Here is a 19,112-nt window from a genome sequence, read left to right as displayed (position 1 = left end):
GACAAGCCTGATTCACAAGCTTATCGCTCTTAATTATCATAGAAGAATCTTATTTACAGAGATTTTCTCATACTCTCCGTCCTTCTAAATGCCGTTTAACTTGTGAAGTGGCTTTTTCATAATTTTGACGTTTGTCACCGTCACAAAATGCAATACATGCATGATTCCCAACACGATAAGCTGCAGCAAGTTGTTTTAGAACAGCTTGATCAGAACCGATTGGTACAATTTTAATGCGCCTTAAGATGGGGTTGGGAAGAAAACCCTGCAAAATGCTACAACCAACTTCATCTTCGGTGTAAACAGATAATTCCTTTTTTTCACCGGCACTTAGTTTTCCAGTTGCGTACTCGGATGAAATATTAGAGAAAATGTTGGTCATGCCATCTACAGATTCCAGATAGAAACGACCTTTAGGAGGTAAGCAATCAAGAATAGTGCATGAATGAGTGGAACAGATAATTTGGCAATGAAGTTCCAAACACAATTTTTTTAGCTCTTGAATTAAACGTTTTTGGGCACTTTCATGTAAGCCAAGTTCAATTTCATCGATAACTAATAGAGATAATTGAATGGTACTATTTGCGGAGAAGTATAGTGTATGCAGAACTTGCAGTATCCATGATTGAAGAGAGGTGAAAATCATGAAAAAATATAAAAATCTAATTATCGTTGGCAATGGCTTTGACCGTTGGCAAAATCTTCCAACCTCTTATGAAAACTTTCGCCTTTATTATCAGGAACACATTATAAGCGCGGCCGAGGCCTTGGGCTGTTCCTTTTATACAGTGACAGATAAGACTGGAAAAGAACAGAAACTGACAGCCGTGGAACTTATATATGGAGATATTCTGAATCCAGAAAAACTGGAGGATGAATTTTTCTGGAATCTGGAAGCGCGGATGGACCGCATGAATGACCAGGCAATTAATCTCCATTTTGGAAGAAGTGAGGAGGGGCGTAAAGCCTTAAAAAAAGCCGTGAGTGAAGCAACATTATTGTTGCGAAAGCTGTTTTGTGACTGGGTTGGAACGATTGAGATTGAAGAAAAAAACAGTGGTTTTGTGTTTGGAGATGATTGTTTCGTTATCAATTTTAATTATACGGATACTTTGGAAAAACGGTTTGGGGTGAAGGCCAGAAATGATTTCCATATTCATGGAAGTGCATCAGATTTAAATTCTATTGTAGTGGGACATGCCAGTCATCCGGAGAAGCCTTTTTCAGAACTGATTGAGCATCGGTTTATTCGTTCGGAAGATCCGAAGAAGGGGTTACCGCGGCTGGAAGGTCTGTATGCAGTGGAGGCGGCTTTATACGAGACTGATAAACACGTAGTGGACCGCATGGATGATCTGTGTGTGGTTTTTATGGAAAACGGAGTGCATATGGAAGACATTGAAAACATTTATGTTTTGGGGCATTCCTTTGCTCCGGCAGATTCGGAGTATTTTGAATTTCTTCATGCAGTTACTTGGTGTAACTGTAACTATGAAGCATTATCTCCGGTTGGACATATGGATATGGAACTGTTTGGGGCCATGCTGAATGGAAATGACGAGGCACTTATGGCTGGAATTATCCTGAATCTGCAGTATGCGGAAAGGCACAGCAACAGACTGAACCCGGAACAGGAGGATTGGTTTGCATACCTGGATGAGGGATGCGACGATAAAATGCCGTATGATGAAAAACTGAGCAGATTAGCGGTGGAGCAGCGTTTCTGGATGGAGCAGGCAGAGCGGACCCAAAATAAACTTGAAAAACTGGCCGAAAAGTATGGGAAAAAAGTCCCGGCAAATTGTCATTCAATCCTGGGGTACATGGAATATGTAGATGGGGGATATATGGAAAGAAAACATAGTGCGAACTGGCATATTAGCTGTTTTTCAAGCGAAGACCGAAAGCGGATCAAACGGGTGACAAGAGACTTACATATAAAAAACGTAAAGTGTTATCAGACAATTGACGCATGTATTGGTAAATTTGCGGTTGAAGGTTCTGGTAATATAGAAAATCCATCTTAGGAGCCAGAAAGAGGCACAAAGGAGAAGAATATGACGCTGGGAATGGATCATGTAATTGTTGTGGTCAAAGGGGGCATCACAGATAAAAAACTGCTGAAAAAGCTGAGAGTAGATGCGATTGTCAATGCCGCGAATCCTACGCTGATGGGAAGCAATCAGGGCGTGGATGGAGCTATCCATGCGAAGCTGCCGAAACTGAAAAAGCGGATTTGTAAGGAGCTTGGAACGGACCGGCTGGCGAACCGGCAGCGCTGTGGGCGGGGAAAAGCGGTGACAACCTCTGATGGGGAAAAAGGAAAGAAATTGTGCCGTTATATTATACATACGGTGGGATCCAAGTATGACGGAAGCGGAGAAATATGCTCCAGTTCCCGGATACAGACACTGGAAAACTGCTATCATTCTGTAATCGATGAGGTGAAAAAACATCCGGATATTCGAAATGTGGCAGTGCCTGTCATTGGCGCTGGGGATTATGGCTTCCCATTTAAACTTGCTATGGAAATTGCGGTCTGCAGCATTAACAACGCGATTTTGGAGTGGCGCCAGAAAGATTCAGAACTGTTTGAAAAGGCAAAACTGGAACGGGTCTACATTTTTATTTTCCATCCTTCCAAGGCAAAAACGGATGAAAAATTCCAGACGGCAAATTGGGTAATGCAGAAGTACCATCAGCTGTTGATGAGTAACCGCAAGATTACGTATCTGACCTCGTGGCAGGCGCATTTGAGCTACTGGAAGGAAATACGCATGTATGACCGGGAACGGGGATATTTTTCTATTGCGCGCACGGTACGGGAAATCTTAATGCTCATTCGGATGCTGTTTCTTCCGGTAATGTTTCTGAAAGATTTATTTGGCGGAAGAGACTGGGAGAAACGCCGGAGTTTTGTGGAATGGCTAGTTGCGTGCAAGATAGCGCTGCCATTTGTGAGTCTGCTGTTTCTGAACCGGATAACGGCAAAATGGCTATTGGTAGGATTGTCGGCATTGATCGTGTATAGCCTGGCGGATACGCTTACCTATTTGCTAATTCTGATGATGATGTCAGACATCCAGAGACCATCAGCAAACCTAATTCGGACATGGCTCATGCTGTTTATGAACTATATGGAGGCAGCGTTGGATCTTTCGGTGCTGTATGGATGCTGTGAGCGTTGGTTCAGCTGGGGCCATGGTGGTCTGATCTCGATTAGAGCAGCGGGAAAGTGTGGTCTTCTGGGTTTCCAGAACATACCAGAGCATGTTTCATGGGTGGAAACACTTCCCTGGATGTCAGATGTATTTTTATATGCGGATTCGGCAATTAAATTCTTCTTCTTTTCTCTGGTGCTGGTATACCTGGCATCGCATATGAAGCAGAAGGAGTTTTTGAGTTAACAAGGAATGGGGGGAGAACTGGATATGAGCGCTTTATTTATAGTAGGAAATGGTTTTGATATTGCCCATGGAATTCCATCAGAATATAGAAAATTTCGTGAGTTTCTTATCAGAAAATATCCGGAAGCATTGGAATTTCGTGACGAGAAAATTTATCTGGAGGATGCTGATGAGATAGAACAAGAGGAGTTTGCAGCGGAAATTCTGCTTAGCGCATTGGACCAGGTGGATGGTCCGGATTGGGAAGATTTTGAGGCGTCATTGGCGCATGTGAATTTTTCAAAAAAACTTCCAGGTCCAGAGCTTTATGGAGATGAAACGGATGAAAAGGACACATTTTTGATGCAACAGTATCTATTGTATATGGACCGACTTACTAGTGGCTTTATTGCGTGTGCTAAGAAGTATTGGCAGGAATTTTTTCAGCAATGGCTCAGGGAATTGCAGATACCAATAAAACTGGATAATTTTGAGAAAAAAGACAGTTTGAGCCGGTTGTTTCGGCGGACGGATATGAAGTTCTTTACCTTCATACAGATTTTGCGCAGATTCGGAATAAGAAGTTTTTTAGGGGACTTAATACATCCATTGACCAGGTGTATTCGTATGGTTTCAGTTATGGAAAAGTAGATGGGGTATATATAAAACGGATCATCAGGAAGATATCTTCAGATGCAGTGTGGTATTTTACGGAATTTGAAAGTCAGGACAAGGAAAGTCTGAGGATTAAAAAAGTGAAACTGCGAAATTATGGATTTAAGGGTACATTTGGAGTTTACGAAGGATGACTGTCATATGAACAATAATAAAATTGAGAAAATTTTATGGCCGATCGGTGTGTTGTTTTTCAGTAGCATTTTCTTTTTTACCATAAAAACAGTGCCGCTTTCTGTCTATTTCATGATTATAGATTTGTTGTTGTTGGGACTGATTTTAAAATATTCTGTGCGTAAAAACAGGTATTTATTTTGCAATATTCTGGTGGCGGCATGGGCTAATATGGTTTCCTATATTGGCATTCGAACGGTACAAAAAAATATAATTTCCTGGCACTTTTATGGGAGAAATTGGTATGTTTATCTGCTATTTTGTGGATATATAGGAGAGATTTTATGGATTAGTTCTGTTCTGATATTAAAAAAGAAATGTGTCAATATTCAAGTGGAATCTGGCAATGATCAGGGATTTGTAAATGATAATTTGAAATTTTCACCCTGGTTTATTGAAAGTAGAAAACGGGATCTTCTTCGGTTGGAAGAATATCTGACTTTTTCAAATGTGGTTGGTGTAAATGGTGCATGGGGAACCGGGAAAACCTGTCTTTTGGAAGAGTTTGAACGGAGACATGAGAAAGAGATTTATCTTCTGCGGGTGGATGTTTTGACCTGCAACCTGGATGAAGTGGATTTGTTTCTGCTGCAGGAAATGGAACGGATTTTTCGAAAAGAGCGAATTTATCCGCACTATTCAAAAGAACTTCGCAGCATCATGACAGCGAATTCTGTACTTAAAGAATTTCTGCAATTTCTGGGAGAGTCAGGGGATATCAAGGCAAAAGTACTGGATTCGTATCGGGAAGATGTTGCAAAGTTGAAAAAAATAATTCTGATTGTGATTGAGGATCTGGATCGTATCCAGAATGTAGAACAAATAAAGAAATTACTTGATTTTACAGAGCGCTTGTCGGGAGGGCAGATCCGGATTGTATATGAATATGACAGCGAAAATCTGGCAGAGTGTGGACTGAGAAGATCGTATCTGGAGAAGTATATTCCATATGTGGTTAACCTGACGAATATATCATTTCAGGATGCAGTTCGTTATTATATGCCAGATAAGAAAGCATATTCAAAATATTATTTTTTAACAGCTTCGGTCTTTTTGGGAGCGTATGCAGAAGAAGTGTTTGGTTTTAATATGGAGATGTCCATTCGGTTGGATAATCCATCACTGCGAAAAGTAAAACATTTTTTACAAGAGAGTGAAGAGCAGCTTCAAAAACCGGAGTTTGGAACGGAAAAGAAACAAAATACAGTACTTGCGTTCTATTTTATGAAGCACTTTTTCCCGGATTTTTATGAAGGCCTGACTCTTTTTGGGAATTGTATAGATGAAATAAAATTTGAAGTACCGCAGACAAAGGAGCGATACAGTCTTCAGGAATTGATGAATCAGGTGCGGAAGAATCAGGAAGCAGATGGAAAGTCAGAAAGTGGTTTATCAGAAGATAAGGTAAGGGAACTGTTTTCTGCTCCAAATACACAGGAAAATCAGTGTGGTCTGATTTTGTTGAAACTTTTGGGATATAACATTCAGAGTATGGATGAGGCGTATCGTGATAGAACGAAGATGGATGAAGGCGAGGGAAAACGAGTAAACAGAGTATATGAATACCACTATATGCGTTCTGTAGAAGCATTGAAGCATGCGGAGAAAAATGATAAGGTCAGTGCTCTGATTCGGAACCTTCATGCCAATGGAAATCAGAAAGATACACAGGCAGAGCAGAGGGCGAAAGTGTTTGTATCTGAAGTATTAGAGCAGGAAGATCAGGTAGCGGGGTGGAAGCGGTTCAAACAGTCAGAAGAGGGCGTATTTCTTATGGGAATTGACGGATATGTAGAATTGGCAAAATCATTGCGCCTGTTATTAGAGGCTGAGGAATGGAAAAGTCGGGCGCAGGATATCTGGTATCGTTTTGTTGTGTTTTATAATAAAGGGCAAACACATCAGATTACTCCAGAATATATTGCAATGTGTAATTACATAGATGCCAGATCCTGTAAGGTGTTTCTTGAAATTATAAAGAATTTTAATGAAATGAAGATTATTGGGCGAATGCCGGAAGAGAAGATGTATCTGAATTTTTTAAAGAAGTACAGTCAGTATGCCTGGTATGTCGGCTTTTTGGATTATTATCAGGAATGGAAATTAGATACAAACGGAGAAAAGGATCTTCTTTTGGATTATTTGAAAGATATAGATCAGAGACTTCAGTTAAGCATGACTTTGGTTCCAGAATGTGACCATATCCGTGCAGATATGGAAGTGGTTCTGCGTTTCTTCAGGAAAAATCAGGAACTGGTGAAAACAGAGAAAATAGCGGAGTGGAAGGATTGGCTTCAGATAAAAATTAATACACATTCTCAGGAGGAATATGTGGACGAAGAAATGTATAAAAAGCTTGAGAAACTGGCAGAATCTGACATAAATCAGGAAGAGTTTGGACGGTATCTGGATCAGGCATATGTAGAAGAAAAGGTGTCTCTGCGGGAAGCAAAAATGTTGAATAAACAATTTTTTTCCAGATGTATTCCGAGAAATACAGGCAATTAGGAAACGGTATGGACTGGAAGAAATTTATAGTTATGTAACAAGTATTGTATCCTGCTGCAGCCGGTATGTTGATGTTCGGAGATGAATATAACATCGTAAGACATTTTCCAGTGGTAATTAAACCAGGCATCACTTTTTTCGTATCAAAGATATCTCTTGAGCGCGTCCCCAAGAAGCGTTACAATAATATTAATCAGAACTTCAAGAGGGGTGAAAACATGCTAGCAAATTTAACCACAGATGAAAAAGACGCAATCAAAATTCTCGATTACTGGTTCATCATGGAATTTTTAAACCAGCAGAGCCTGAAAAAATATAAGGAGAAAGAAACGAGTGCATTAACATATAAAAAACAGCTGCTGGAAGGCAGAAAGAAGCGCCCGAATAAGAAGGTAGAGGATTTTGTTTGGTTTAAGCCGGGAGATACGCTTCGGACCTTGGTGAGAGCGGAAGCAGAGGCCATGCGGCTTTCGGTATGGAGCGATTTTACAGTTTTTGTGGGCTGTATGAGGAAGGAAGTATGCATTCAGAACATAGCGCAGAATGTGGAATGGGCTGGCCAGGGGCCGGAAGAAAACTATGATGAGATAGCTCTTGCGTCATTAAAATTTTCGAAAGATGGCAGTTATATCGCGGATTCACTGTCGATATCTCCTTTGGCATGGGCCATGAAACGGTTATCCGGAGGTACGGCCAATGCCAGTCAGAAGCTGGCAGTGTCAGAGTATAACTCCGAGGTCAGAGAGCTGGAAGATCAGATCAGCAGATTATTCGAACCGATAGAAGAAGGGGATTCGGCATCGGAATCAAAGGAATCCTGTGCTGTCTCTGATACGGTTTCCTATGATGTGTTAAAACAGATAGAGAATATGGTTCTGGAAGCGCTTCATTTAGACATATCTGAGACGAGGGGATCATTTCTTACTGTTTATTTCAAATTGTATGCGTCAGAGAATGAAATCGAAGAAGAAGAGAATGAAATAGGTCTTCATATGGATTTTTATTCGGAAGATCTTGCAATGGCTGCGGATGGGATTCGGAATCACAGTTTTACAGAGGGTAAGAAAAAGCTTCTTCTTGATTATATTTTGGGCCTTTATCGTTACGGCATAGATTCTGAAAAGAAACCCCCTCGATTTGATGTTGTGAAACCGCAAAAGGAAGAGGAATTATATCAGTTTATGCGGGATACCCTTACGGCGAAAAGGGCACCATTGGGGAAATGGCCTTCCCGTTTTATGCCGGTTTTGATGCAGCAGATTGCTGTAAATCTGGCAACGGATGAGGATGCAAAGCTGCCGGTATTTTCCGTGAATGGCCCGCCTGGAACCGGAAAGACCACGCTGTTAAAAGAGATTATTGTCAGCAATATCATTGAGAAAGCAAGGCTTCTTGCAGAGTACGCGGATCCGGATGAGGCGTTTGATGACTATTCTTTTCAGCATGGCAATGGGCCGGGAAATTCCTATAATCAGTGGGTGAAAAAATATCACAGGCTGAAGAATAAGAAGATTTCCGGGTACAGTATTCTGGTGGCATCCAGCAACAATACTGCTGTAGAAAATATCACCAAAGAGCTGCCGCTTGAGGAAAAAATCATAGGGGATCTGGCTCAGTCAGAAAAGAAAGGCGGGCCGAATGATGCTGCCCTGGATGAACTGACAGGGTTATTTACTGTGTCTGAAAGCAGAGAAACGCTGCCGTTTAGACAGAAAATCTGGGAAGAATATACGAATGAAAAGGGCGAGAAAAAGGCGCGTTTAAAAGAAATTGTAATGGACGAGCCGGATATTTATTTTTCCAGATTTGCGACAGATCTTTTGAATGATGAGTTTGGAAAGCAGGAGAAACAGCAGGCCTTTGGGCTGATATCAGCCTCACTGGGTAAGAAAGCGAATATCGATAAAGTGGAAAAGAACGTCATTGTTCCACTTCTGGAAGTCATGAAGAGAAATGATGATGTAATAAAGAGAAAGAGAACATATCTCGCTGCGAGGGAACGGTTTTGTTCACAGCTTTCTTTCGTGTTAGATCTGCGAGCAAAATTGGATCAATTGTCCGATCAGGAGAAAGAATTTACCAATGTTTCAAAAAAGGCAGGGGAAAAGAAGCATCAGGCAGAAATTCAGCGGAAGAAACAAACTCAGCAGTTATCTGAACTTGACAGAACGGTTGCAAAACAGCAGGAAAACATAGGCCGGCTCAACGATGAAAAGAAGAAGCTTGAGACAAAAATCACCGGCATTCGTGCCGTTTGTGCGGACCTGGAGAATAAAATAGCATTACAGCGAGAAAATATTGCTGCTGCCAAGACAAGAATAGATACGCTGCAAAGGAGTGTCTCTTTGTTTGGAAAGCTTTTTAAATCATCCAGATATAAGGAAGCTCAGGAAGGCATCACACAGGCATCTGCAATGCAGGAGCAGTATTTGCTGCAGATGAATGAACTAAATCAGGAGCTGAATGATGAAAATGGGAAACTGCCTGCTTCTCAGGATGAGATAGACAGTCTGGAAACGAAAATTTACGAGAATGGCAGAAAACTGAAAGAATTTCAGGCGAAACGGGCAGCAATTGAGGCGGAGAGACAAAGATTAGAAACGGAGCTTGCTGCTGCGGACAGGAAAGTGAAAGAGCAGAAAAAACTTCTTGAGAAAGCAAAATTGAGTTATCAGAGCCGGGATTCTTATGAGCGTGGCTTTGTTTTGGACCGTCAGTTTATCAAAGATGTTTTGTCATCGGATATGGATGTCTCAACAAAGGCGCAGCTTAGAAATCCATGGATTTCAGAGCACTACAATCGGGAACGTGAAAAACTGTTTTTATATGCGCTTCAGATGACAAAGGAATTCATTCTTGGATCGAACAAGTGCCGGGATAATTTTAAGCATCTGGACTGCCTCTGGAGCGGAAGCTATGGCGATGCGGATCCGGTGAGGTTTGCAGATGATGACCTGCAGGCGTGTACGACTGCGGTCTATGAGACGCTGTTTTTACTTATCCCGGTTGTATCTTCTACATTTGCGTCTGTACAAAGATTATTAAAAAATGTCAAAGAGGATATCATTGGAACGCTGATTGTGGACGAGGCCGGACAGGCTTCTCCTCATATGGCGATTGGCGCGCTTTGCCGGGCCGGAAAAGCGGTAATTGTGGGGGATCCGAAGCAGGTGGAGCCTGTTGTTACGGATGACCAGGATGTACTGAAGCAGACGTATACAGAGGATATGTTTAAGCTCTATGCGGATAAGACAAACTCTGTTCAGCGTTTTGCGGATCTTATGAATCCATACGGAACTTATCTTGAGAATGACCAGGGAGCACAGGAGTGGGTAGGCTGTCCGCTGCTGGTGCACAGAAGATGTATTGCTCCGATGTATGATATTTCCAATGACATTTCTTATAACAATATTATGAAACAGCAGACCGCCCAGCCTAAGGCGGAGAAGCTGGCCACATTCATAGCCGCGCAGTCGCAGTGGATGAATATAAGCGGAAAAGAAGCGGGAAGAAAGAGACATTTTGTAAAGGAACAGGGCGATAAAGTGATCGAAATGCTGGAAGCCGCTTTTTCAAAGAATCCGTCTCCGGATCTGTTTATTATAAGCCCGTTTACAACTGTGGTATCGGGAATTAAGGATTATGTGAAGAAGTATGCAAAAGCTTGTCAGAACAACCACAGGGAGAGTGTTCTGCTGAAGTATGAGCCGTCACTTTCTGGCTGGCTGGACAAAAATGTGGGAACGGTACACCGGTTTCAGGGAAAAGAGGCTGCGGAGGTCATATTTCTGCTTGGCTGCGATACGTCATCGAATGCCGGGCCGGCAATCCGGTGGGTCAACAACAACATTGTAAATGTTGCTGCAACACGGGCAAAATACAGATTCTATGTGATCGGAGACATTCAGGCATGGAAGCAGTCCAAATGCGTCAGCAGGGCGAAAGAGATTATAGACACCTATGCGTTTGAAGACCTGGATCGCGAATTACAGAAAGCGCAGCCGGATCAGGAAAAACTGAAGCATTTATGCCTGCAGATTCCGGGCGGAACAACATTTCCTGTTCAGCATGAGCAGGGCGAAAGCGAAGAAGAGGAAGAATATATCCCGTCAACGGAGGAAGTGATTGGCGAATTAAGCAGAAGCAGTGTCATGTCGAGAAAGCTGACGCAAGAGGAGCTGTCCAGATTTGGTTTCAGCAGTATGGAAGAGATTTCGAAATTCGGACCGAAAATACAGTCGAATCTTATCTGGGGTATGAAACTGTACCTGCTTTTGGAGCGTGCCTACAAGCAGACAAATGCGGAAATCGATGCATCCTGCTGCGGAATCCTGTTTTGTAAGGCAATTGAGGCGCGGATGCAGGAATGCTTTGCGGACGCGTTAAAGCATTATTTCCCGGATTATCAAATGCGGGCAATGCGGACTGCCGGTTCTCCGGATCAGCGCATCCGGTATCTGAAAGATGCCAGCCCGGAGGAATTTACGCTTGGCTGGTATCCGACCTTCATTAAGTATAAGAAAAATAATCTCGGCAGCATTATGGCACAGCTTGGCTATACGGCGTATGACAGACAGTGGTGGGATGATTTCCGGGCGAAATTATTCGAATGCAAAAACCGGCGAAACGACTGCTGTCACACAAAATTGTTCCGGTGGGAAAATCTTGAAACTTTGCTGGAAACCATATTCGCAGCATCGGAGTCAGAACATCATAACCGGATTGAGGGGTTGATCTATGAGAGTAAGGTTGGATTGTTGATGAAGGAGGGGGAGCGGTAGGAGTAAATGATATATAGATACAAATTTGCAATTGTACATAAAACATATTCGTTTTATAATAAACATATTATTTCATTCGGGGGATAAGAAATGGCTGGCAGCGGCAATAATACCAGAAATCCACAAAATGCAAACGACAATTATCCGGCGGCAGCATTACGGCATTTTCATGATGCGGAGATTCTGAGAGACGCAGATGCGTATGAAAATGCTCTGTGTCATTATGCATTCTCAGTAGAATGTGCGCAGAAGGCATTGTTATACTGGAAATATCAGCTGAGGCCATCTGCGCATGGCATAGATAAAGACTGGACACAGGTTTCGTCTCTTCTGAATGCCTGGGCCGCTATAGATAGCGGACTTGCTTCTGCTATGCCAACGGGGATAATGCCGCCAAAACTCTATAAGGATCATCCATCAAGACGATATCAGCGGTGCTTTCCTGTTACGGAGCAGGAGATGGCTGATTGCCAGGCATTTGCCCAGAGTATGGAGCAGGTGATTATGAATATGCTAATAGATGGGCTTATAACAATATGAGGCAGGAGGGCGAATAGTTGGTCAGTTTTGAGAATGCATTGGATACAGCAAAGAGCAGGATCGCGAGATGGAATGATTTTGCCGGACTGGATGAAGTAAATCTTGTGCGGGATGCAAAGGGAATGATTTCTGTTTATTTGGTACCGCAGAATCATTATACAGTGGCAGAAAACAGTGTGGATGTGTTGAAAAATGATCTGACGATAGATATGGGTGGATTCTTTTCAGACACGATATTTGTAAAAGGCGCAGAGGACTGGACGAAGGATTTATTTGATAAGATTTACGAACTGCGTGTGGAGGATCAAAATCCACCATCTGGGGCAAATGTGTCTGTAAAGTGGTATGTGGTAGAACGTGGAATTGCAAAGAAAGCATGGATTCAATGCTGTCAGAAGGAAGAGGCAGCGTGGCCTTATAGAGACACACAGCCAGAAGCTTTAGAAGTGTTGCCTAAGATTGTAACCTTTTTCTCTTACAAAGGTGGCATGGGAAGAACAACAGCGTTAACGGCAGTTGCATTGGAATTGCTGAGACGAAAGAAAAATGTCTTAATGATTGATACGGACCTGGAAGCACCGGGATTATCAACATTCTTTTTCCCGGTTGATGATACAGGCTATATTAGAAAAGGAACGGTAGATTATCTGCAGGAAAAGGGGATGAATCCGAATACTCCGGTGAATATGTCAGACTATATTATCCCCCTGACCAGTCCTGCTTACATGGAGAGTGATATGGGAAACCTGTATTTGGTAAGCGGAGGAAAGTTGAACGATGAGTTTTTGCTGAAGCTTGCCAGAATAGACAGTCAGGAATTAGTTGGAGAAAATTTAAAAAAGAATTTAGTTCAGCTTTTGAAAGATTGTTGTGAAGCTTTGAAGAATAGCGGTGGAATTGATTATATTCTGATCGATTCCAGAGCAGGCTTTCATGATATGGCCGGAGTGGTTACAGCACAGATTCCTCATGGGGTTGTACTTTTTGGAAAAGACAGTTTCCAGTCATGGTTCGGAATTCAGCAGGCGGTACGAACCATTGCAGCTAGCCAGGCTGATAAACCGTTTGCCATTATGGTTGACAGTGCCTGTGGAGTGAATGGAATCGTGTCGGAGGAAGAAAAAGAACGCTTCCGGAAAAAATCGTATGAAGTATTTTGCTCAGATTATTATGACAACGATATGCAGCCAGGAATCCGGGCCAGCCGAGAAGCCCACGATCCGGTGTTTGTTCGGTATACACCAGCTTTGTCGGGGGATATTCCATTATATGATGAGAACAGGGTGGAAGATTTGAAAACTCAGTTGTCTGATCGGCCTTATCGGGAGATCGCAGAACGGATCATGGAACGGTTTGGGGAAACTCAGGAAGGAGATGCGGAAAACAGTGGACAAGACAGTTTTGCTTGAAACTTTTGAGCAGCTTGGAGGAACAACTGAATATGAGATGGAGGATATCCGCAGTTTCCTACAGGTAAAGCAGTATCAGGAATTACAGGATCCTACAAAGTTTCTGATCGTAGGCGGGCGTGGTGCGGGAAAGACCCGAGTGTTTAAGACATTGGTAGGTGAGGATGGATTCCGTCGTGTAATCGGAGATGGAATTTATTTTAACAGGCCGAATTATGAAAATACGGATGTTTTGGTGGGGTATTCGAAAGAAGATAACAGTTTGCCAAATCAGAATGTTTTGGGAACTTTTCAGGAAGATAAGGATACAATGGCATTTTGGGTGGGGGCTATTGTATTGAAGCTGTTAGCCTTTTTTGCGAATGATACGGAAGTTTGCACTGTGGCAGAAGAGTTTTTTTCGCAGCAGGAATTAGAACTGTTTGAAAAGAAAACCATATTAAAATCACCAGGCAAATGGCTCTCGCTTTATCAGGAACATCCGGAAGACTGGGAAAATTTTCTGGATGAGGTGGATGAAATTCTTGCGCGGAGAGATCGTTGGCTAATTATGGCATATGATCAGATTGACCGGATCAGTCCAGACCATGACATTATGTATTCTTATATCCGTACATTGATTATGTACTGGTTTTCAGTCAGCACGCGTTGGCGCAGGCTGAAATGCAAGATCTTTATCCGTACAGATTTGCGGAATTCAGAAAGCCTGCAGTTTCCGGATGCATCAAAACTGGGAAGCCGTCAGATTGATTTAAGCTGGAATACGCTTTCTTTGTACCGTCTTCTGATTCGCCGTCTCGCCAATGCAAAAACGGAGGAGCAGACGCGGGAAATGATAGAATATATGTCGGCAGTTCCGGGACTTGTTCAGGAGGATTCTTCGGTTGGTTATCTTCCAACGGAAAAGGAAGAAATTATCAAAAAATTTATTGTCTATTTGATAGGGCGTTATATGGGAACATCCCCGAAAAAGGGAGACAGTTATTCCTGGGTGCCGAACCATCTGCAGGATGCTAATGGAGACCTGGCACCGAGATCTTTTTTGAAGTGCTATGCCTGTGCCGCTAAGGTGATGCTGCAGAATCCTAAGATGCAGTCAACAACCGCTTTATTGACGGCATCATCCATTCAGGGAGCAGTTCAGGAAGTGTCAGCAGATCGTGTGGCTGAATTGAAAGAAGATTTTCCATGGCTGGAAAATTTGAAAACAGTTCTGGAAGGCGAAACATTGCTGATGTCAGGGACAGATTTCAGAAAGAAGATGAAACGACTTCTCGATATGGATACGAAAGTGAAACCTCCTGTCGGAACAGTTGAAGAATTAATGAATTTACTAATGTCTTTGGGAATCATCCAGAAAAACACGGATGAAAGAATCAATATGCCGGAAATTTATCTGCATGGATTTGGCTTGCGCCGAAGAGGTGGATTGCGGAGACCGAAATAGGAACAGGTGAAGAAAAAGTGAGCGCAACGCGTGAACCAATGTCAGTAAGTTAAGCAACACAAGCAGGAGCAACGCCGAATGCATGACTGGATGTTTGCGATTGCAGTAAAAAAGATCAGCGAAGTACCGGAAAAAACAGAACCTCGCGTAATCAAATCGAAGGGTGACATTCAGCAATATCCATATTGAGATGAAAAGAAAAAATTACTGCGCCGTTGATTGAATCGCGGTACCTGAGCGCGGAAAACGCGGACAGGTATCGCTCAATCATGCGGCTTTTTTATTTGCATTATGAGAAAATGCGTTACTGGCTTTATCAGGAAGAAATTTTTGAGGAACTGAAGGCAGAGCCGTATTTTTTTGATTACACGATGGAGCAGTGCAGGCAGGACTTAAATGCCCTGGTGGGGTGGAAGAATTTATCTACGCTGCAGGATACCAGAAATGTGAAAAGTATTGAGGCGTTTAAGAACAAAAATTTCCGCTATCAGATGACGGAGTATTCGGTAGAGATTGAGCGCATGGTGACCAGGCTGGAGAACCTGTTTGTGGAGCGGGCTTTGGCGGACAGCCGATTTGCGGCTCTTTCCTGGGATGAGATTTTATGCGCGTATTTTGGCGGCCCCCTGATCGGGAAAAAAGAACAGCGAGAGAAAGAAGTGTTATGGACTGAAGAAGCAGCCATCTTATTCGGATACGGAATGGAAAGCGCGGATTTTGTATCGTGCCGGTATTTTGAAAGATGACCTGTCCAACACGGTATTAATTTATGGAATCCAGGCATTTTTACAGGATGGGACAAGACATAGCGGAATCGATGGATTTTACCGGATGCGGGAGCCGCTGCAGTGTACGCTTCAGATGCTGTATCGTCTGGATCGGGTTTGCGGCGGGGAAGATGTATATGTGGTAGAGAACCCTGCAGTATTTGCGGTGCTTGTCAGCCGTTATCCGGAAAAAGCCTTTGTCTGTACCAATGGACAGCTCAGATTGTCGGTCTTGATTCTTCTCGACCTTCTGAGCCGGGAGAGCAGGCTGCATTATGCCGGGGATTTTGATCCGGAGGGACTTGGCATAGCCCAGAGACTGAAAGACCGGTATGGCAGCAGGCTGGAATTATGGGAATACAAGCCGGAATACTACCTCCGGGCCAGATCAGCGGAAAACCTCCCGGAAGGAATGATTTCGCCGGAACGCATGAAAAAGCTGGATAAGCTGAGAGACGCGGAACTGGTGAAAAGTGGGATTGAAAGTCTGGAAAGAAGAAATGGAGTCGGATGGAGTAGGATTTTATAGGACAGATTTTGATAAAATCCCATCAATCTATATGGCAAAAACCGCCATTTAATGCCCTTGCCTCCATTGTTTCTTTGTGCGAACTTCCGAATCTTTCAAATACGTTTTACAAACATATTTCCCTTTAGTATAATGAGTTCGTTTTATTAATAAGGTACGTGATTTTCATTTGGGGAGAATAAGGACACAGTATGAGAAATGCGTTAATTTTTGATGATAATAAAATTTTGGCAGAGCTTGTGCAGATGAAGGTGGAGGCCCTGTTTAGAAAGTACGATCTGGAATTTGAAGTGGACCGTATGAGCAGACTGAGTCAGCTGGAGGCATGTGATAAAACGTATCAGCTTGCATTCATGGACATTGTGCTGCCGGAGCAGGACGGAATTGATATTACAAGACAGTGGAAGAATTCCGGACGCTTTGAGGAAGTGGTTTTTGTATCCGCGTATGATGACAAGGTGTTTGCTTCTTTTGACACCAATCCGCTGTATTTTGTAAGAAAAACGAATCTGGATGAAGATCTGGAGCAGGCAATTATTTCCTATAAAAGAAAGATTTCCGCAACGCAGGTGATTGTGCCGGAGGGCGCGAAATACCATGTGTGGGATGTGAACGAGATTATGTATCTCGTCAGCCGGAACCATTACATTGACGTGTATATGGCGAATGGCAACAAGCCTCTGATCCGCGGCAAGATGGATGACATCGAGAAGATTCTGCAGGATTACAATTTTGTGCGGGTTCAGGTCAGCTATCTGGTCAATCTGAAATATGTAGATGCGGTTAAGAGTCAGATGATTCGCTTAAAGAATGGCGAGACATTCCGCATCAGCCCGAAATACCGCGAGAAAGTGGCGTCCCGTATGGAGGCCGGCTGGTAGAAGGCTTTGCCGGGTAAGTCCGGAAAGTAAAAATTGGTCATTGGCTGTTCTGAAACAGGTATTATCCGTTTCTGGACACCGGCAAAAGGTGACAAATAACAGGAAAAGTTGACAGTGAGGTGTCTCTTTTCGGAAAACTACAGTAAAATAAAGGCATTACATTACAAAAAGACAGTCTGAAAAGAGCTGTCTTTTTCCGTTCATGGAAACAGCGCTCTTTTTGGCAGATTAGGGGGGATGACAATGCCGGTACTGAAGGACAGACATGTTGTGATCAGCCGTGCGAGAAATGGCCGTGAGATTTATGATACAGTGTGTGAGTGGCTGAATACAACAAATTATTTTAAGTGGACCGATGATTCGGTGAGTTACAACAATGAGCTGGAAGAACTGGACCGAAAACGCCGGATGCTTCTCCTGCGCCGCAAGATTTCGGAGTGTGGCTGTGTGGTACTTTTTGCGGAGATGTATGGGAATTATAAAGAGTGGATTGATCTGGCAATCGACATTGCCAACGAAATGCACAAGCCACTGATTGGTGTCCGGGACTGGGATGCTTCTCCTGTGCCGAAGCGGATGCAGATTAACTGCCGGGTAACGGTAAAATGTGAGCGCAACGCCATTGTAGCCGCGATTCAGGAGTATTGTCTGTAAAAGCTGCGCTTCACAGGCAGAAATTTTCTTGCGTTCTTTCCGCCTTCTCCGTATAATGAAAGTATTTGAAATGTTGTAACTGGGAAGAGGAGGGAGTCTGGATGGAGAAGAAACGGGATATGGCCTGGAAGGTGTTGAACCGGAAAATTGTGTTTCAGGATACCTGGGTGCAGCTGGAGGCATCAAGCTGCGAACTGCCGGCCGGGCGGATTATTGAGCCTTTCTATATTCACCGGGATCCGAATTTTGCGGTTGTAGTTGCGGTGACAAAGGATCAACGTCTGGTGCTGGTGCGCCAGTACCGTCATGGCGCGGAGAAGGTGCTTGTGGAGCTGCCGGCCGGCGCGATTGAAAAAGAGGAGGATCCTCAGGCAGCAGCCGCGCGGGAACTTCTGGAGGAGACCGGGTACAGGGCCGGAAAGCTGGAGTTTCTGATGAAGACAGCGCCGAACGCAGCCAATTCTACAGCGTATGCTTACTGCTATCTGGCAACGGATGCAGAGTGGGCGGCGAAGCAGCATCTGGATGAGATGGAAGATGTGACGGTGGAGTTCATGGATTTAAAGGATGTGCGAAAGGCATTGCGGGATGGCGTGTTTGAACAGGCTGTGCATGTGGCGGCCCTATACGCGGCGTTAGATATTCTGGACGGGAGGAATGACGGATGAATCTCTCAAAAGAAGATCAGGAATTTGTGAAAACCTACGATGATTCCAAATACGCGAAGCCGTCTGTGACAGCAGATATGGTCATTTTTGCCCATAGCAGTGAAGAGGAACATCTGGAGGTGCTTCTGATTCAGCGCGGCCGGCCGCCGTTTCGCGGTCAGTATGCGCTGCCGGGCGGCTTTGTAAACCCGGATGAGTCGGTGGATGATGCGGCCGCGCGGGAACTGAAAGAGGAGGCGGGCGTGGACTGCGGATGCCTGGAGCAGCTGCGCACGTTCAGTACACCGGGGCGGGATCCGCGGCGCTGGGTGATTACCTGCGCGTATCTGGCACTGGTTGAGAAGTCGGAGATTACTGTAAAAGCGGGAGATGACGCAAAGGCAGCGGAGTGGTTTTCTGTAAAGCTGGAGCAGCTGCCGGATGCGAGTGGACCGGGCGAGAAGGCCGGGAATAGAAGAAAAGAAGAACTGCAGCAGGTTCACCGCTGGGGACTGGAACTTTGTGGGAAACAGGAAACAATTCGCATTCCGTTTCGTTCGGAATGGCTGTCAGGGCAGCTGGAACCGCGGCTGTATCTGGAAACGGAAGAGAACGGGCTTGCCTTTGATCATGGTCTGATTCTGGCATACGCAGCAATGAGGCTTTCCAGTATAATCCACGATAATCATGAAGGACTGGCGGTTGTCTGAATGG

General features: G+C 43.8%; 15 protein-coding genes. 14 read left to right on the top strand and 1 reads right to left on the bottom strand.

The window, feature by feature from the left end:
* Window positions 1–67 precede the first annotated feature (67 nt).
* Window positions 68–646 carry an AAA family ATPase gene (locus WMO41_RS07835; RefSeq protein ID WP_349229281.1) on the bottom strand — a complete coding sequence of 193 codons (579 nt, stop codon included), beginning with the start codon at window positions 644–646 and terminating at the stop codon, window positions 68–70.
* Here WMO41_RS07835 and WMO41_RS07830 point away from each other — a divergent pair.
* The 14 genes from WMO41_RS07830 to WMO41_RS07765 all read left to right on the top strand — a co-directional run bounded on the left by WMO41_RS07830 (window position 645) and on the right by WMO41_RS07765 (window position 19,108).
* On the top strand, window positions 645–2,027 hold the full coding sequence (locus WMO41_RS07830; RefSeq protein ID WP_349229280.1) for an AbiH family protein: 1,383 nt from the start codon (window positions 645–647) through the stop codon (window positions 2,025–2,027). The two genes, WMO41_RS07835 and WMO41_RS07830, sit on opposite strands and share 2 nt — an antisense overlap.
* 30 nt (window positions 2,028–2,057) lie before the next feature.
* Entirely contained in the window at window positions 2,058–3,407 is a 1,350-nt protein-coding gene (locus tag WMO41_RS07825; RefSeq protein ID WP_349229279.1) for a macro domain-containing protein, read from the top strand.
* Between the two features lie 24 nt (window positions 3,408–3,431).
* Window positions 3,432–4,037, top strand: a complete 606-nt coding sequence (locus WMO41_RS07820) for an AbiH family protein (protein WP_349229278.1) — start codon at window positions 3,432–3,434, stop codon at window positions 4,035–4,037.
* 165 nt (window positions 4,038–4,202) lie between these two features.
* Entirely contained in the window at window positions 4,203–6,743 is a 2,541-nt protein-coding gene (locus tag WMO41_RS07815) for a P-loop NTPase fold protein (RefSeq protein WP_349229277.1), read from the top strand.
* 218 nt (window positions 6,744–6,961) lie between these two features.
* Window positions 6,962–11,524 carry a DEAD/DEAH box helicase gene (locus WMO41_RS07810; protein WP_349229276.1) on the top strand — a complete coding sequence of 1,521 codons (4,563 nt, stop codon included), beginning with the start codon at window positions 6,962–6,964 and terminating at the stop codon, window positions 11,522–11,524.
* Window positions 11,525–11,614: 90 nt separating this feature from the next.
* Entirely contained in the window at window positions 11,615–12,064 is a 450-nt protein-coding gene (locus tag WMO41_RS07805; RefSeq protein ID WP_349229275.1) for a HEPN domain-containing protein, read from the top strand.
* Between the two features lie 17 nt (window positions 12,065–12,081).
* Entirely contained in the window at window positions 12,082–13,473 is a 1,392-nt protein-coding gene (locus WMO41_RS07800) for a KGGVGR-motif variant AAA ATPase (RefSeq protein WP_349229274.1), read from the top strand.
* Complete coding sequence (locus tag WMO41_RS07795; protein ID WP_349229273.1) at window positions 13,451–14,920, top strand: P-loop ATPase, Sll1717 family; 1,470 nt, start codon at window positions 13,451–13,453, stop codon at window positions 14,918–14,920. Before WMO41_RS07800 ends, WMO41_RS07795 begins: the two co-directional genes overlap by 23 nt.
* A gap of 215 nt (window positions 14,921–15,135) precedes the next feature.
* On the top strand, window positions 15,136–15,666 hold the full coding sequence (locus WMO41_RS07790; protein WP_349229272.1) for a DUF2397 family protein: 531 nt from the start codon (window positions 15,136–15,138) through the stop codon (window positions 15,664–15,666).
* A complete protein-coding gene (locus tag WMO41_RS07785) occupies window positions 15,638–16,216 on the top strand; it encodes a DUF2399 domain-containing protein (RefSeq protein WP_349229271.1) in 579 nt (192 codons plus the stop codon). Before WMO41_RS07790 ends, WMO41_RS07785 begins: the two co-directional genes overlap by 29 nt.
* 191 nt (window positions 16,217–16,407) lie before the next feature.
* Complete coding sequence (locus WMO41_RS07780; protein WP_349229270.1) at window positions 16,408–17,097, top strand: LytR/AlgR family response regulator transcription factor; 690 nt, start codon at window positions 16,408–16,410, stop codon at window positions 17,095–17,097.
* 243 nt (window positions 17,098–17,340) lie between these two features.
* Window positions 17,341–17,751, top strand: a complete 411-nt coding sequence (locus WMO41_RS07775) for a TIR domain-containing protein (protein WP_118531594.1) — start codon at window positions 17,341–17,343, stop codon at window positions 17,749–17,751.
* A 101-nt stretch (window positions 17,752–17,852) separates the two neighbouring features.
* Window positions 17,853–18,419, top strand: a complete 567-nt coding sequence (locus WMO41_RS07770; RefSeq protein WP_349229269.1) for an NUDIX hydrolase — start codon at window positions 17,853–17,855, stop codon at window positions 18,417–18,419.
* Entirely contained in the window at window positions 18,416–19,108 is a 693-nt protein-coding gene (locus WMO41_RS07765; RefSeq protein ID WP_349229268.1) for an NUDIX domain-containing protein, read from the top strand. The genes WMO41_RS07770 and WMO41_RS07765 overlap by 4 nt, the downstream gene beginning before the upstream one ends.
* Window positions 19,109–19,112 lie beyond the last annotated feature (4 nt).

Source organism: Ventrimonas faecis (assembly GCF_040096075.1).
Taxonomy (GTDB): domain Bacteria; phylum Bacillota; class Clostridia; order Lachnospirales; family Lachnospiraceae; genus Brotaphodocola; species Brotaphodocola faecis.
The sequence above is the reverse complement of the archived record's forward strand: the minus strand, read 5'-3'. Positions and strand labels throughout refer to the sequence as shown.

What these genes read in the sequence shown, in the direction of transcription:
- WMO41_RS07830 (WP_349229280.1), top strand. Translation starts at nt 645, where the DNA reads ATGAAAAAATATAAAAATCTAATTATCGTTGGCAATGGCTTTGACCGT.
- WMO41_RS07770 (WP_349229269.1), top strand. Translation starts at nt 17,853, where the DNA reads ATGGAGAAGAAACGGGATATGGCCTGGAAGGTGTTGAACCGGAAAATT.
- WMO41_RS07780 (WP_349229270.1), top strand. Translation starts at nt 16,408, where the DNA reads ATGAGAAATGCGTTAATTTTTGATGATAATAAAATTTTGGCAGAGCTT.
- WMO41_RS07815 (WP_349229277.1), top strand. Translation starts at nt 4,203, where the DNA reads ATGAACAATAATAAAATTGAGAAAATTTTATGGCCGATCGGTGTGTTG.
- WMO41_RS07765 (WP_349229268.1), top strand. Translation starts at nt 18,416, where the DNA reads ATGAATCTCTCAAAAGAAGATCAGGAATTTGTGAAAACCTACGATGAT.
- WMO41_RS07775 (WP_118531594.1), top strand. Translation starts at nt 17,341, where the DNA reads ATGCCGGTACTGAAGGACAGACATGTTGTGATCAGCCGTGCGAGAAAT.
- WMO41_RS07805 (WP_349229275.1), top strand. Translation starts at nt 11,615, where the DNA reads ATGGCTGGCAGCGGCAATAATACCAGAAATCCACAAAATGCAAACGAC.
- WMO41_RS07810 (WP_349229276.1), top strand. Translation starts at nt 6,962, where the DNA reads ATGCTAGCAAATTTAACCACAGATGAAAAAGACGCAATCAAAATTCTC.
- WMO41_RS07825 (WP_349229279.1), top strand. Translation starts at nt 2,058, where the DNA reads ATGACGCTGGGAATGGATCATGTAATTGTTGTGGTCAAAGGGGGCATC.
- WMO41_RS07835 (WP_349229281.1), bottom strand. Translation starts at nt 646, where the DNA reads ATGATTTTCACCTCTCTTCAATCATGGATACTGCAAGTTCTGCATACA.
- WMO41_RS07820 (WP_349229278.1), top strand. Translation starts at nt 3,432, where the DNA reads ATGAGCGCTTTATTTATAGTAGGAAATGGTTTTGATATTGCCCATGGA.